This is a genomic window from Myxococcus sp. CA056, assembly GCF_013336715.1.
Lineage (GTDB): Bacteria > Myxococcota > Myxococcia > Myxococcales > Myxococcaceae > Myxococcus > Myxococcus llanfairpwllgwyngyllgogerychwyrndrobwllllantysiliogogogochensis.
The window spans coordinates 64,170-78,563 of the sequence record NZ_JABUMT010000014.1 but is presented as its reverse complement, the minus strand read 5'-3'; the positions used below and the strand labels follow the sequence as shown (position 1 = coordinate 78,563).

The following is a 14,394-nucleotide window of genomic DNA, read 5'->3' as shown; positions in this document are numbered from 1 at the left end:
GGCGCACATCCGGAGACGGCGGTAACTGTGAGTGGAGACGCGGAGGCGCCACGCCCATCGTGGCTTTCCCGCACGAACGTCGAAGGTGCTCCTCGCGGGCTCCCGCGCCGCGCCCACCGGGTGCTCCGAGTGGAATGGGCGCGCGGAACAGCGCCGGGCGAAGAACCTTCCCAGGTCCTTGACGCGCCAGCGCCGGTCGCCCGGTCGGGCGCCGTCCATTCAAGCATCCATCCGGCCCTCATCGCTTGCTCCCACCCGTTTCCGTATCACCCTGGCTTCGCGGATTTACCGGCCTCCACGTACGGAGTATCGGCGGCTATCACGTCACGGGCCTGTCAAGGGCCGCAATCGACGCCTGCCCCGGCCTGCGGAAGCGTTTCGGGAGGGGGGATGATGCCGGGAATGGTGCGAGCGAGGTAGAGTGCGGTGCCATGCTCCACCCTCCCGTGACTCGGCGTGCATGGCGCACCGCCCTCGTTCTCCTCTCCAGCCTGGCCACCGCTTGCGGCGATGATCCGCCGCCGCCCACGCCGGATCCCCCCCAGGTCGCCTTGACGGTCCTCGAAGGGAACTCCGCGGGGACGTCCCTCAAGCTCAGCGTCACCGTGTCCGGCTGCGAGAAGGTCGCCACGCTGAACATGTACGACCGCACCACCTTCCTCAAGGCGTTCCCCTATGGGAGCGGCGCCACCCCCGTGGAGCTGCTGGCGTCGGACATTCCCTACGCCAACCCGCTGGTCGGCATCGCCGCCAGCCTGTCGCTCACCGCGGAGGTGGTGTGCGACGACGGGCGGAAGAACACGTCCCTTCCCCAGCCCGCCACGTTCTTCCCGGTGGCGCGGGTGGTGGAGGATCCCCAGGGCGCCCAGGTCTACTCCACCCCGCTCGCCATCGACGGCACGGGCGCCGGGATGACCTTCCTGAGCTGCGCCAAGACGACCACGGGCGGCCTGGAGACGATGTACCGCCACAACTCCGCGGGCAGCGGCGCCTCCATCCTCCAGGTCCCAACCCTCTGCAACGCGTCCACGGTCATCACCCCGCGCCACGCCGTCACGCGCAAGCGCTGGGTCTGGACGCCGGGCTACGGCGCCTTCGCCGTCGGCGACGACTTCAAGATTTCGTCGCGCACGCCCATCGACCTCAAGGTCGAGGATTTGACCGTCATGCCCAACGGCGACGCCGTCATCCGCTCCGAGCCTGGGCCCATCTACCGCATCACCCACGACACCACGGACGGCCTAGGCATCGGCGTCACGCGGTGGAAGTACACGCGGGAGATTTCGGTCGGCGACCCCATTGGTGACCTCGTGGTGCGCAGCGACGGCCGGGTGCTCGCCGCCAGCCACATCGCCTACAGCGAGAACCGCTCGGACGTCATCGTCGAGGAGCTGGACGGCGGCACGGACTCCGCGGGCGGAACGCTGCAGGCCACGCGCATCATCCGTCAGCTCTTCACGTCCAACACCTCCACGCCGCTTCCGGTGGGCTCGTTCAGCCCGGATGGCAGCATCCTGTACCTGGGCTTCGCCCTGCCCGAGGACAAGTCGCAGGTCCTCGCGTGCGTCGCGACCCTGGATGGCTGCGAGGGCGCCGCGTCGAAGTGGGCCACGGGCGTGCTCACCGGTCAGGTGAAGCAGATCGCCACATACGCCAACGGCAACCGCGTGGCCGCCGCGACGACGCAGCGCGTGTGGCTGCTGGATGCGACCACGGGCGTCATCCGCAACCGGGAGAGCCGCTCGGTGGACGCCAACGGCGCGCTCCACGTGAAGTTCCTGCTCCCGGCGAACCCCTCTTCGGACCTGTTCTTCCTCAACGGGCCGGCCGCGCAGGGGCAGACGGTGACGTTGCCGGTGGAGCTGGTGGGCGTGGATCAATCTTCGGGCAGCGTGGCCGAAGGTCGCGAGCTCTTCCGCTACCAGGTGCCCGTCTCCATGGGCGCCGCCTTCGACGACACGGGCCGGCTCTGGATGCGCACCGGACTCAAGCTGCTCCAGCTCCAGCCCTCTTCGCAGTACCGCAGCGCCCGGCCGTAAGGACCTTCGGGAAGGGCGCGGCGCACACGCTCCGCCCTTCCCATCCGAGCACGGACGGACGTTAGGGCCGCTCGGCGACCAGGAGGGCTTCGACGTTGCCGGCGGGCCCCGGCACGGGGGAGTCCATCAGTCCCCGCACGGTGAGGCCCTGCTCGCGCACGAAGGCCGTCACGGTGTCGATGGCATCCTGGCGCGCGGCGGCGTCTCTCACCACGCCGCCCTTGCCCACCCGGTCCGGCCCCACCTCGAACTGGGGCTTCACCAGCGCGGCCAGCAGGCCGCCTGGCTCCAGGAAGCGCAGCACCGAGGGCAACACCTGGGTGAGCGAGATGAAGCTGACGTCGATGACGATGACGCCCACCTTCTCCGGCAGGTCCTCGTCCGTCAGGTAGCGCGCGTTGACGCGCTCACGCGAGCGCACCCGGTCATCCTTCCGGAGCTTCTCGTGGAGCTGCCCGTAGCCCACGTCGATGGCGTGGACCCGCACCGCGCCGTGCTGGAGCAGGCAGTCGGTGAAGCCTCCCGTGCTCGCGCCGATGTCCGCAGCCACCTTCCCGCGCACGTCGAGCCCGAAGCGGTCGATGGCCCCCTTCAGCTTCAACCCTCCGCGAGAGACATAGGGAAGCACCTCGCCCTTGAGGCGCAGCTCGGCCTCCACGGGGATGAGGGAACCGGGCTTGTCCACGCGCTGGTCATCCACCACCACCAGCCCGGCGAGGATGAGCGCCTGGGCCTTGGTGCGCGACTCGGCCAGGCCGCGCTCCACCACCAGCACGTCCACCCGCTCCTTGCGAGGCTTCACGGTTCGCTCCTCTCCAGCAGCGACAGGCCTGCCCGCCGAAGTCCCGCCGCGTCCAGCCCGAGCTCCGCGCGCTGCACCCGCGCGTCCCCGTGGGGCATGAAGGTGTCTGGCATGCCCAGCACCCGCACCCGCGCGTGGACACCGCGCTCCGCGTAGAGCTCCAGCACGGCGCTCCCCAGGCCCCCGCGCACCGTCCCCTCCTCCGCCACGACGACAGGTCCGTGGGAGGCGGCTTCCAGCAGCGCGGCCTCGTCCAGCGGCGACAGGGCCCGAGCGTCGAGCACGCTCCACCCAGGCTCATTCCGAGCGGCTTCCAGCGCCGCCAGGCCCAGCGGGCCCAGGGTCACCAGCGTCAGCTCCGGGCGCTCGGCGCGAACGAGCCAGCGCGCTCCCCGCACGGGCGCTTCTTCCACCCGCACTTCGGGAGGCAGCGCGGGCAGTGTGCCCCGAGGAAAGCGGAGGACGGAGGGCCGCGACGATTGGAGCGCGGTGGCGAGCATGGGCGCGAAGTCCTCGCCCACCACGGGCGCCCACAACGCGAGGCCCGGGAGCGGACGGAGCGAGGCCACGTCGTAGGTGCCCTGGTGCGTGGCGCCGTCCGCGCCCACCAGTCCCGCGCGGTCCACCGCGAAGACGACGGGCAGGCCCGGCAGGCACACGTCGTGGATGATCTGGTCATACGCGCGCTGCAGGAACGTGGAGTAGATGCAGCACACGGGGCGAGCCCCCGCGGCGGCGAGTCCCGCGCAGAAGGTGACGGCGTGCTGCTCGGCGATGCCCACGTCGTGTACGCGGTCCGGGAAGCGCGCCTTGAGGGCATTGAGCGCGGAGCCCTCCAACATCGCGGGCGTCACCGCCACGACGCTCGAGTCGCGCGCCATCGCCTCTTCCAGTGCCCACGCGAGCGCCTCGCTGTACGTGCGGTGGCCTCCGCGCGAGCGCACCAGCTTGCCGTCGCGCCACTCGTACGGGCCCATGGCGTGGCCCCGCGTCTGCGCGTCCGCCTCCGCGGGAGGGAACCCCTTGCCCTTGAGCGTCAGCGCATGCACGACCACGGGCCGGGACGAAGCACGGGCCTCGCGCAGCGCGTGCACCAGCGCGCCCAGGTCATGGCCATCCACGGGCCCCAGGTACGTGAAGCCCAGCCCCTGGAAGAAGTCGCGCGCGCCCCGGGTGCGCAGCAGCGAGGGAATCGCGCCCACGTTGGCGCTGATGGACATCTGGTTGTCGTTGAGCACGACGACGAGCGGCAGGTGACTGCCTCCCGCGTTGTTGAGGCCCTCGAAAGTCAGCCCTCCGGTCAGGCCCCCATCCCCGAGCACCGCCACCACGTGGCCCCGGTGGCCCAGCATCCTGCGGCCCTCCAGCAGCCCCAGCGCCGCCGACACCGCCGTGCAGGAGTGGCCCGCCAGCAGCGCGTCATGCGGACTCTCGCGAGGGTCCAGGAAGGGCGCCACGCCACCGGCCTGCCGCAGCGTGTGCATGCGCTCGCGCCGCCCGGTGAGCAGCTTGTGCGCGTACGTCTGGTGACCCACGTCGAAGAGAATCGCGTCGGTGGGCGAGTGAAAGACGCGATGGAGCGCGACGATGAGCTCCACGGCGCCCAGGGAGGCGCCCAGGTGGCCGCCCACCTTCCCGCAGATGGAGATGATGTCTTCCCGGAGCTCCTCGCACAGCTGGGGCAGGTCCGCTTCGGGAAGCGCCCGCACATCCGTCGGAGAGGCGATGCGTGCCAGCAACTGCTGCGCCATCAGGACTTCCGCTCCACCACGTAGCGCGCGAGCGCCGCCAGCGGTCCATCCTCGCCTTCGAGCGGACGCACCGCTTCCACCGCCAGGGCCACCTGCTCCTCGGCCATCCGCCGCGAGGCGTCCAGCCCCACCACGGCGGGGAACGTGTGGCGCCCCGCCTCCGCGTCGGCGCCCGCCGGCTTGCCGAGTTGCTCGCGCGTGGCCGTCACGTCCAGCACGTCGTCGGCGATCTGGAAGGCCAGGCCCACCGCGTCACCGTAGAGCTGCGCGCGGACCAGCGACTCCGCGTCTCCACCGCCCGCCAGCGCGCCCATGCGACACGCCGCGCGGATGAGGGCCCCCGTCTTCAGCCGGTGCATCCGCACCAGGTAGTCCAGGACGGCGGGACGGTCCTCCGCGGTGTCCAGCACCTGTCCACCCACCATGCCCGAAGCGCCCGAGGCCACCGCCAGCTCCCGGCACAGCGCGCCCCGCACGGGCTCCGGCCCGTCGCCGAGCAACACGAAGGCCTCCGTCAAGAGCGCGTCGCCCGCGAGGATGGCCATCGCCTCGCCGTAAACCTTGTGGTTGGTGGGCCGGCCGCGGCGAAAGTCGTCGTCATCCATCGCCGGCAGGTCGTCATGCACCAGCGAGTACGTGTGGACGAACTCCAGCGCGCAGGCCGCGTCACCGGACACGGGAGACACCAGGGAAGCGCGCGCCACCGTGTCCGCGAAGGTGAGGCACAGCACGGGCCGCAGCCGCTTGCCGCCCGCGAGCAGAGAGTAGCGCATGGCCTCCACCAGCCGGGGAGGCGCACCAGAGGGCGCGAGCCGGTCCGCGCGCTCGAGCAACAGCGATTCCACCCGCGCCTGCTGGGTGCGCAGGAAGGTGTCCAGGTCGAAGTGGGCCAAGCGTCGGTGCTCCTTGCGCTGCTGGAATACTAGGGAGCCGGTGGAGTCACCAGCTCCCGAATGCGCCGGACGAGCTTCTCCGTATCCAGGGGCTTGACGAAGTAGTCCGCGGCGCCGACCTCGCGACCTCGCCGCTTGTCGTCGGAGTCTCCCCGCCCGCTGATGAAGATGATGGGGATGTCCCGGAAGTGCTCGTTCTTCTTCACCGCCTTGCACAGCTCGAAGCCGTCAATCCAGGACATGTTCACGTCCAGGAGGATGGCTTGCGGGCGGTGGAGCTGCAGCGAGGCGATGAGCCGCAGGCCGTTGGCCGCGAGTGTGACCTCGAAGCCCTCGTCCTCGAGGGCCGCCGCGAGCAATTCCCGCGTGTCGCGGTCATCGTCGACGATGGTGATCTTCGGCTTCGACATGCCGGTGTGCGCGTCCCGCACGAACTAGAACGGGACGTCATCCTCGGGGGGAGGTCGGGGGGCAGGCGCCCGGGGGGCCGCCTGGGCGGCGGGACGGGCAGCCACGGACAGCGGCGCCACCACGTCGTTGCCGTCCTCATCCTGGAGCAACTGTTCGATGCGCTGCTCCGCCTCGGTCAGCAGCTTCTCACCCCGGCGTACCAGCCGGATGCCTTCCTCGAACGCCTTGAGAGAGTCCTCCAACGACAGATTGCCGCTCTCCAGCCGGCCCACCGTCTCCTCGAGTCGGGACACGACGTCCCCGTACTGCCCGGGAACCTCGCCCTCCGCCGCCTTGTCCGCCTTGGACGCCTTGTCCGCCTTCGCCACAGCCTTCCACCTCCCCGTTCGGGGCGCGGGACTCTAGAGGGTGGCCCGTTAGCAGTCCACCGGCCCTTTTACCGACGTGACAGTGGCTTCGACTTCTTCACATCCGCCCAGCGTCTTCGCCCCATTCGCCGCGAGTTTGATGCCCAGGCGCTCTCCCACCTCGACATCCGCGGCGGAGCGCACCACCCCGCCGTCTCGCTGACGGAACACCACCGAGTAGCCACGCGACATCACCTTCAGCGGGCTCATCGCGTCCAGTCGCCCTTCCAGACGCTGGAAACGCCTCTGCGCTTCCGCCAGCGTCCCCTGCTGAAGCGCCCGCAGGCGTGCCTGGTGCGCCGCCAGCCGGGCATGCTCTCGCGAGATGAGCGCCGTCGGCGAGGCCCGCTCCAACCCGAGTCGCGCCGTCGCCAGCGTCGCCTGCCGCGTCGCCACGCCCGCGCGCGCCGCCTCCGACAGTCGCATGGCCAGCTTCAGCAGATGCGCCCGCTGCTCGCTCAGCCGGGCCTGGGGCCGCGAGCGCTGCAGGCGCTCCGTCAGCGCGCGCAGCGACTCACGGCGCTCGCGCACGGCGGGCCGCAGCACGCGCATCATCGCTTCCACCTGTTCGGACAGGTGCAGCCGCTGGTGGTTGAGCGCCCGCCGCGGATCATCCAGCCGGGAGGCGAGCTGACCCTGTCGCTCGCGCAGCTCCAGCACCCGGCGTTCCATGGCCCGGCGCAGCCGCCCCGCCTGGGTGGCCAGCGACAGCTCCAGGTCCGCGAGCACCGGCGCCAGTCGCTCCGCCGCCGCGCTGGGGGTCGCCGCCCGCCAGTCCGCCACGAAGTCGGAGATGGTGAAGTCAATCTCGTGGCCGATGGCCGACACCACCGGTACCGGCGAGGCGAAGATGGCGCGCGCCACCTCCTCCTCGTTGAAGGTCCAGAGGTCCTCCACCGAGCCACCGCCGCGCGTCACCACGATGACGTCCACGTCGGTGCGAGCCAGTCGGGCAATCGCCCGGGCCACCTCCGGCGCGGAGCCCTCGCCCTGCACGCGCGCGTCCGCCAGCAGCACGCTCAGCCGGGGGTTGCGCGAGTGCAGCACGCGCAAGAAGTCCTGGAGCGCCGCGCCCGTGCGGCTCGTCACCACGCCGATGCGCTGGGGCAGGAACGGCAGCGGACGTGGGGCCCTCACGCGGCGGTCGCCAATGAGCCCCTCGGCCGCCAGTCGCGCCTTGAGCTGTTCGAAGGCGAGCGCCAGCGCGCCCTCCCCCACCGGCTCCAGCCGCGAGACGATGAGGCTGTAGCGTCCCTGCGGCTCGTACAGGTCGACGCTGCCCTCGGCCAGCACCTCCATGCCGTCGCGCAGCGCGAAGCGCATCCGCCCCGCCATCGAGGCCCACACCTTGGCGTCGATGGAGGCGACGGAGTCCTTCAGCGAGAAGTACCAATGCCCTCGCGCGTTGGCGCCGCGAAAGCCCGTCACCTCACCGCGAACCAGCACACGCGCGAAGCGGGACTCCAACGTCTGTTTGAGCTGACGCGTGAGCTCGGCCACCGAAAGCACCGAGCGCTCGGGCTTGGGCGGCGCGGCGGGCACACCCTCCAACGGCCCCAAGAGCCCCGTGCCGTCCGCGTCCACCGGAGGAGGCGGTGGAGGCGCCTTCCTCGGCAGGGCCACCACGCGCGGCGCCGACGGCGGCGCGGCGGTGGAGGGCGCGGGAGTGGCTCCGAACAAGTCCCACTGAGAACCCGACGTGACGGGTGGCGGTGACTCGCCGCCCGCGCCCTTGCGCTTCTTCATCGCGAGAGCTTCTCGACCCAGGACTTCGCCTTGTCGTGGTACTCGTCATCCGGAGGCGTCATGGCCACCACGTCCTTGAACTTGGGCAGCGCGTCCTCGGGGCTGCCGTCCTTCAGGGAGTAGGCCAGGAGGTAGAGTTCCCGCCCCTTCGTCTTCAGCTCGCTGATGATGTTCGCCGCGCCCGCGTGGCCCGGGTCGGCCTGGAGCGTGCGCCGCGCGAACTCCATGGCGCGGGCCCACTGACCGGAGGCCTTCGCGGAGCTGGCGCTCTTGTAGAAGATGGTCGCCGCGCGAGTGCCCGCGTTGCGCGCCATCTTGCTGGTGCGCCCATCGGTGATGTCCTTGTCGAGCGACAGCAGCTTCTGCAGCCCCTTCGCCTCCAGGTCCTCCAGGCGCTTGTAGAGCGTGCTGAACTCCGACATCTGCGCGAGCAGCTTCTTGCACTGCGGGTTCTTCGACATGCACGCGTTGAGGATGGCCACGGCGCCGGACATATCGCCGTCGCGGAAGCGCTCGACGGCGGGCTCCCAGGGCTTGGGGGCGGGGCCGGTGGGAATCACCCGGGGCGTGTCGCGAACGGTGATGGCCTGCGCCGCCTGCTCGTTGATGATCTTGGCGTCGCGGTGCTCCGGGAAGGCCTTGAGGACGTCGTCGGTGATGGCCTTGGAGGAGTCCAACTGGTTGCCATCCAGCGCGGCCCTCGCCTCGCGCGTGCGCTTGTCGGCCAACTCCGACAGCTCCCGCTTCGCCGCGCTGACCTGCTCGTAGAGGAACTGGCTCTCACCGGCCTTGCCCAGCGCCGCGGAGGCCTTGCCCAGCTCGTTCCTGGCGAGCGCGGTGCGCGCCTCCGTGAGGCGCTCCTGGACGGGAATCTCGCGCTCGGCGTGCTGGAGATAGTCCTTCACGCCAGGGTAGTCGGGAGCGGAGGCGGCCAGCTCCTCCAGCTTCGCCTTGGCCTCCACCCACTTGCCTTCGCGCACCAGGTTCTTCGCGTCCTGGAAGATGGTGCTCAGCTCCTTGCGGACGGCGTCCTGCTCGCCCTTGCGGACGAGAATCGCCTCCTGCTCCTTCACCACGCGCATGCGCGCGATGCCCAGGCCGGCGAAGAGCACCACCACCACGCCGCCAGCGAGCAGCTTCAGGCGCATCTTCTTGCGCTGGACCTCGGGGTCGGGCGGCGCCATCGCCGAAGAGCGCGCGCTGCGCACGCGGCCGCCCTCCACGCGCGGAGGCGGCCGGGCCGGCGATGAGCCCCGGCTCCCGGAAGCGGCGGAGGAGGCACTCGACGTCCGCCCCCGCGACGGGGTTGCGACCATCATCGTGGAGTTGACCACGTCCTCGAAGCGCAGCTCCGTGTCGCCCAGGGTGATGACATCGCCGTTGGCCAGGGGCGTCTCCTCGCCAATGGCCTCGCCATTGACGAGCGTCCCGTTGCCGGAGCCCAGGTCGCTCACCATCCAGCCCGCACCCGCCTTGCGCACCATGACGTGCTTGCGCGACACGGAGGTGTCGGGGATGCAGATGGGGTTGTCCGCGGCGCGACCGATGACGTACTCGCCATCCTCCAGCGAGAACTCCTCACCTGACTTGGGCCCCGCGACGCAGATGAGTCGAGGGGTGGCCGCCCCGGGGGCGCGGGCAGCGGAAACAGGAGACGTCCTGCGAGCAGCGGGGCGAGCTCCTGTCCCGCCCGAGGGCGTCCCGGAAGGAGGCCTGCGACGAGCAGGAGGGGAACCGTTCGACATGGCGAATCACCGACTTCCTGAAAAAAGAGCACCAGCTCAGAGCTCGTGCTCGAACGCCTTTTCCTGGGCAAGATTGTGGCAGCGATGCTCGGTGGTAGGGAAGCGTCTGCTCACTTCTTGCAGCGCCGCCCGGGCCTTCCTCGCGCTCCGGAACTGCACACTCCGTTGGAATTCCAGCATGAGCTGAGCGCATTGGTGGTCCAGCTCGGCGGAGACCTGGGACAGCTGGTAGCGGACGTCCTGGTAGAGGTCCGGCTTGGTGTCCAGGGCCTCCAGGGTGAGCCAGGCGAAGCGGAACTGCTGCCAGGCCCGGAAGAGGTTCTCCGCGCCCACGCCCTTGGTGTCGAAGAACCGCCGGCCCGTGGAGGCATACTCCCGCGCCTGTGAGAGCAGCTGCTCGGGGGGAAGCTCCGGCACGGGGATGACCTCCAGCCGCAGGTTCCAGACCCGCCACGTCTCATTTCCGGGAGGGTTGCGAACGTTGTCGAAGACGAAGCTGTTGAGCGCCCCGCGCTTGAGCGTATTGGCGGGGAGGATGTGCTCCAGCTCGCGCTCGGCGGTGGTGGTGGTATCCGGAGGGACCCAGCCGAGGTTCACCCCGTTGAGCGCCAGGGACACCTCCTCCTTGGAGATTCCGCTGGCCTGGTAGTGCAGCAGGGCCACGGCGCGGGTGGGCGCGACGAACTGGAAGTCGAAGGACTTCTGGTCTGTGCGCTCCCAGCGCACGCCCTCGCCCAGGCCGAACGAGTCGGGGACGTTCTCGACGCCCAGGCTCAGGGGCTCCGAACCGGGTCCACCCGCCGCCAGGCCGCCCGGCAGGAAGACGAAGGCCAGCGCACTGCCCGCCAGCCCCAGCACGAAGAGCGTCACCGTGCTCGTCAGGAGCTTGCGGGCCAGCGGCAGCCCTCGCCACCAGAGCAGGAGCCGTCCGCCGCGAGAGCTCGCGAGTTCCCGCCGCTGACGGGCCCGGTCCGCGGCGCTCGGCCCCGTGGGAGCGGGTGCGGGCGAGACCTTCGTCGTGGACTCCGCGGCGAGCGGCGACGTCCCGGGGGCTGGCGCGACGGCCAGGGCCGAGAGGGCGAAGGCCGGGGCTCCTGGAGCGCGGGTCCGAATCGGCCGGGTGGCATCATCCAGGGTCGGCTCGTCCAGGAGGCCCAGGTCGGGGAGCGTGGGTAGCGCCAGCTCCGTGCGCTCTTCTCGCTCCTCGGTCGGAAGCTCGATGAGCCCCGGAGGCATGGCGGTGGCGATGGGTGGCACCCGGAGGGGCAGGGCCACCTCGGTGCGCTCCTCCGGCTGCGAGTCCATGAGCGGGAGGAGGGTCGGAACCACCACGGGCCGCTCGCCGGTGAAGGCCACCTCGGTGCGCTCCTCCGCCAGGACCTCCATGAACGGAAGGCTGGGAGGCGCCACGGGTGCGACGAGGGGGCGCTTGCCGCTGGGCGGTGGCAGCGCTGGGAACTCATCCGCCAGCACCGGTGGCGGCGGGCGTGGCGCCACGGGCGCGACGAGGGGCCGCTTGCCGCTGGGCGGAGACACCGCTGGCGCGTCCTCGACCAGCACCGGGGCCTGGCGCGGGGCGACGGGCGCGATGAGGGGAACCTCGCCGGTGGGGAGGTACTGCTGATCCAGGCCACCGGGAGGCGGTGGCACTGGCGCGTTGCGGCGGATGGGACGCGTGGCGTCCTCGTCCCCGTCCGGAGGCACCCAGAGGAAGGTGAACTCCACCGGGCCCACGCCGATGCGGTCTCCGTCACGCAGGAGCTGCTCGCCCAGCAGCCGGCTGCCGTTGAGCGCCGTGCCATTGGAGCTGCCCATGTCCTGCGTGAAGTACTGCCCGCCGCGCATGACGATGCGGGCGTGCAGCCGGGAGACGCCATGGTCGTGCAGCACCAGGTCGTTCTCCGGCGTGCGACCGATGTTCACCTCGGCCTGCTCGAAGACGAGCTCCCTTCCCTGCTGGAGCCCCTTGGTGATGGAGAGGAGAATCGGCAGAGGACTATCCCCCCGCGAGCTCACCGAAGAAGAACTGGAACACGATGGGCCCGAAGAGCACCATGAACACCGTCGGGAAGATGCAGGCGATGAGCGGGAAGAGCATCTTCACCGGGGCCTCGCCAGCCAGCTTCTCCGCGCGCTGCGTGCGGTCGATGCGCATCTGCGTGGACTGGATGCGCAGCACCTTGCCCAGGCTCGTTCCCATCTTGTCCGCCTGGATGAGCGCCGTGACGAACGTCGTCAGCGACGGCAGGTCCACGCGCACAATCATGCTCTTGAGGCCTTCTTCGCGCGTCTTGCCCATCTTGAGCTGCTTGAGCACCAGCTGCAGCTCCTCGCGAAGCGGACCCGCCTTGCCCTTCTCCACCACCTTGGCCAGCGCGGCGGTGAAGTCCAGACCCGCCTCCACCGACAGCGTCAGGAGGTCCAGGTTGTACGGCAGCGCGCGGCTGATGAGCAGGTGGCGCTTCTTCACCTGGTCGTTCAGCCAGAGCATCGGGTAGTACATCCCGAAGAGCAGGAACAGGAGGGACCAGACCAGGTTCTGTCCGGTGCCGTTCAGGATGAACAGGCCCATCAGCAGGCCCACCACGGCGCTCACTTCCTGCAGCGCCATCATGTCCTCGGGCTTGTAGCCCTGGGGCTCACCGGCCTTGATGAGGTTGCGGCGCGACTTCGCCTCGTAGCTCGGCCAGATGAAGCGGCGGTTCATGGCGCCCAGGCGGCGGATGGCCACCGAGCCGAAGCCCTTCATGCCGCCCTGGGACTCGTCGCGCACTTCCGACAGGAAGCGCTCGAAGAGCACCTGGTACAGGCCGATTCCGAGGAAGCCGATGGCCCCCGCGAAGAGCAGCGCGGAGCTGCCGACCAACACTTGCGTCAGGATGTCCACGGAGCACCCCTCAGATATCGATGTTGACGATGCGGCGGATGATGAGGATGCCGAGCACTTCCATGATCGCGATGATCACCACGAGGATCCACCCGAAGAAGTGGTTCATCATGGGCTCCATCAAGTCCGGCCGCATGTAGTTGAGCACCATGCCCAGCACGCCGGGCATGGCCGCCACGATCCACCCCTGCAGCTTGCCCTGCGAGGTGAGGGCGTCGATCTTGCCTTCCAGGCGGAAGCGCTCGCGAATCACGGTGGAGATGGTCTCGAACATCTCCGCCATGTTGCCGCCCAGCTGACGCGCGATGTTGGTGGACACCACGACCAGCTCCAGGTCGTCGCTGCCCACGCGGCGGCCCATGTTGATGAGCGCCTCCTCCAACGGCACACCCAGCTTCACTTCCTTCACGAACAGGCCGAACTCCTGCGACAGCGGCGCCATCGCCTCGCGCGCCACATGCTCGATGGCCTGCGGGAAGGTGAGACCGGCCTTGAACGCGTTGGCCATCGCCTGCAGCGCGTCCACCAACTGGACGTTGAACTTCTTGATGCGCCGCTTGCGGTAGTGCTTGACCATCAGCATCGGCAGGAAGAAGCCGAACACCGTGGCCACGACGGCCAGGATGGGGTTGAAGATGATGTAGGTCAGGATGCCCAGCAAGCACATGCACGCGATGTTGAGCACCAACATCTGGCGCGCATCGATGAAGAGGAACATGTCGCTCAAGTCGTTCATCGACTTGGCGACATAGCGCTCCTGGTACTGCTCGTACGCCTTCGAGAGGACGCTGAAGATCACCAGGCTGAAGAAGAAGACAGAGCCTGTGACGAGGAGGAGGACGATTCCGGCAAGCATGGGCGCGCTTCCCTGGGGGTGAGGGCGGCGTGGCGCCGACTACTGGGCGCCAGCGGCGGCGGCCTTCTCGCTGCCGCCCTTGATGATCTGGATGATCTCCCGGCGCTTGGCTTCCAGCACGCGGGTACGCTCACCGGACAGCAGGGTGCTGATGGTGGCGCGGCCGCGCTCCTCGATGAGGTCCACGTCGTCCTCGTTGCGCAAGCTGAGCGTCAGCGCGCCGAGCTCCGCGGCCAGCACGAGGATTTCCGCCTCTTCCGGCAGCACCATCAGCGACACGTTGTTGTAGTCGCGCTGGCCTTCCGGGATGAGGTTGACGTTGGTGGTACCGGTGATCTTTCCGGTCGCCACCACGATGATGTTCTGCAGCAGCGTCACGCCGACGTTCTCGTCGGTCTGCGGGTCGCGGAACGTGCCGATGATGTCCACGTGGTCGTTCGGGCGAATCCAGCCGCCGACGGCGGTGGTGTTCTTCGCCTCGATGGTCATCGCGCGCATCTTCTTCTGCACCTTCGAGGACAGGCGCTCGGCGGCCTTGGTCGTCTCGAACTGGCTCCACAGCAGCGGGTCACCCGCCTGCAGTGCCACGAGGACCTTCTGGTTCACGACGTAGGAGGCCGAGTCCGGACGAACCACCGACGAGGTGACGAACTGCTCCGGCACCGAACGTTGAGAGATCATCTCGAAGGAGATGACGGTGCCTTCGGGGACGTCCTGGGCCGCAACCACCACGGGTACCAGGTTCCAGCCGCGGCGCACGTCCGCTTCCTTCTTCTTGATGGCGGAATACGCGATGACGCCGGCCAGAAGGCCGAGTACGAGCGCGACGACGAGCGGGGTCTTGCCCTTCAGCATGG

At 69.6% G+C, this 14,394-nt stretch carries 12 protein-coding genes; 1 reads left to right on the top strand and 11 read right to left on the bottom strand.

Going from position 1 to position 14,394, the window contains the following annotated elements:
* Positions 1-431 precede the first annotated feature (431 nt).
* On the top strand, positions 432-2,039 hold the full coding sequence (locus tag HUA76_RS36310) for a hypothetical protein (protein ID WP_174463446.1): 1,608 nt from the start codon (positions 432-434) through the stop codon (positions 2,037-2,039).
* Between the two features lie 61 nt (positions 2,040-2,100).
* Here HUA76_RS36310 and HUA76_RS36305 read toward each other — a convergent pair whose 3' ends face one another.
* From HUA76_RS36305 to cpaB, 11 genes are read right to left on the bottom strand one after another with little or no spacing between them, the layout of a single operon-like run.
* Positions 2,101-2,841, bottom strand: coding sequence for a TlyA family RNA methyltransferase (locus HUA76_RS36305; protein ID WP_141648422.1), 741 nt, complete (start codon positions 2,839-2,841; stop codon positions 2,101-2,103).
* Positions 2,838-4,592, bottom strand: a complete 1,755-nt coding sequence (locus HUA76_RS36300; RefSeq protein ID WP_174463445.1) for a 1-deoxy-D-xylulose-5-phosphate synthase — start codon at positions 4,590-4,592, stop codon at positions 2,838-2,840. The genes HUA76_RS36305 and HUA76_RS36300 overlap by 4 nt, the downstream gene beginning before the upstream one ends.
* On the bottom strand, positions 4,592-5,485 hold the full coding sequence (locus HUA76_RS36295; RefSeq protein ID WP_174463444.1) for a polyprenyl synthetase family protein: 894 nt from the start codon (positions 5,483-5,485) through the stop codon (positions 4,592-4,594). Before HUA76_RS36295 ends, HUA76_RS36300 begins: the two co-directional genes overlap by 1 nt.
* Positions 5,486-5,514: 29 nt before the next feature.
* Positions 5,515-5,895, bottom strand: coding sequence for a PleD family two-component system response regulator (locus HUA76_RS36290; protein WP_141648425.1), 381 nt, complete (start codon positions 5,893-5,895; stop codon positions 5,515-5,517).
* A gap of 24 nt (positions 5,896-5,919) precedes the next feature.
* Positions 5,920-6,264 (bottom strand): exodeoxyribonuclease VII small subunit, encoded by a 345-nt coding sequence (xseB, locus tag HUA76_RS36285; RefSeq protein ID WP_174455842.1) that lies wholly within the window; start codon positions 6,262-6,264, stop codon positions 5,920-5,922.
* A 48-nt stretch (positions 6,265-6,312) separates the two neighbouring features.
* Entirely contained in the window at positions 6,313-8,049 is a 1,737-nt protein-coding gene (gene xseA / locus HUA76_RS36280) for an exodeoxyribonuclease VII large subunit (RefSeq protein WP_174455843.1), read from the bottom strand.
* Positions 8,046-9,794, bottom strand: a complete 1,749-nt coding sequence (locus HUA76_RS36275) for an FHA domain-containing protein (protein WP_141647163.1) — start codon at positions 9,792-9,794, stop codon at positions 8,046-8,048. Before HUA76_RS36275 ends, xseA begins: the two co-directional genes overlap by 4 nt.
* A gap of 36 nt (positions 9,795-9,830) precedes the next feature.
* Entirely contained in the window at positions 9,831-11,810 is a 1,980-nt protein-coding gene (locus HUA76_RS45830; protein ID WP_371823565.1) for an FHA domain-containing protein, read from the bottom strand.
* Complete coding sequence (locus tag HUA76_RS36265) at positions 11,791-12,681, bottom strand: type II secretion system F family protein (RefSeq protein ID WP_141647164.1); 891 nt, start codon at positions 12,679-12,681, stop codon at positions 11,791-11,793. The genes HUA76_RS45830 and HUA76_RS36265 overlap by 20 nt, the downstream gene beginning before the upstream one ends.
* Positions 12,682-12,691: 10 nt before the next feature.
* Complete coding sequence (locus HUA76_RS36260; protein WP_141647165.1) at positions 12,692-13,537, bottom strand: type II secretion system F family protein; 846 nt, start codon at positions 13,535-13,537, stop codon at positions 12,692-12,694.
* A gap of 39 nt (positions 13,538-13,576) precedes the next feature.
* Complete coding sequence (gene cpaB / locus HUA76_RS36255) at positions 13,577-14,392, bottom strand: Flp pilus assembly protein CpaB (RefSeq protein WP_141647166.1); 816 nt, start codon at positions 14,390-14,392, stop codon at positions 13,577-13,579.
* Between the last annotated feature and the right edge of the window lie 2 nt (positions 14,393-14,394).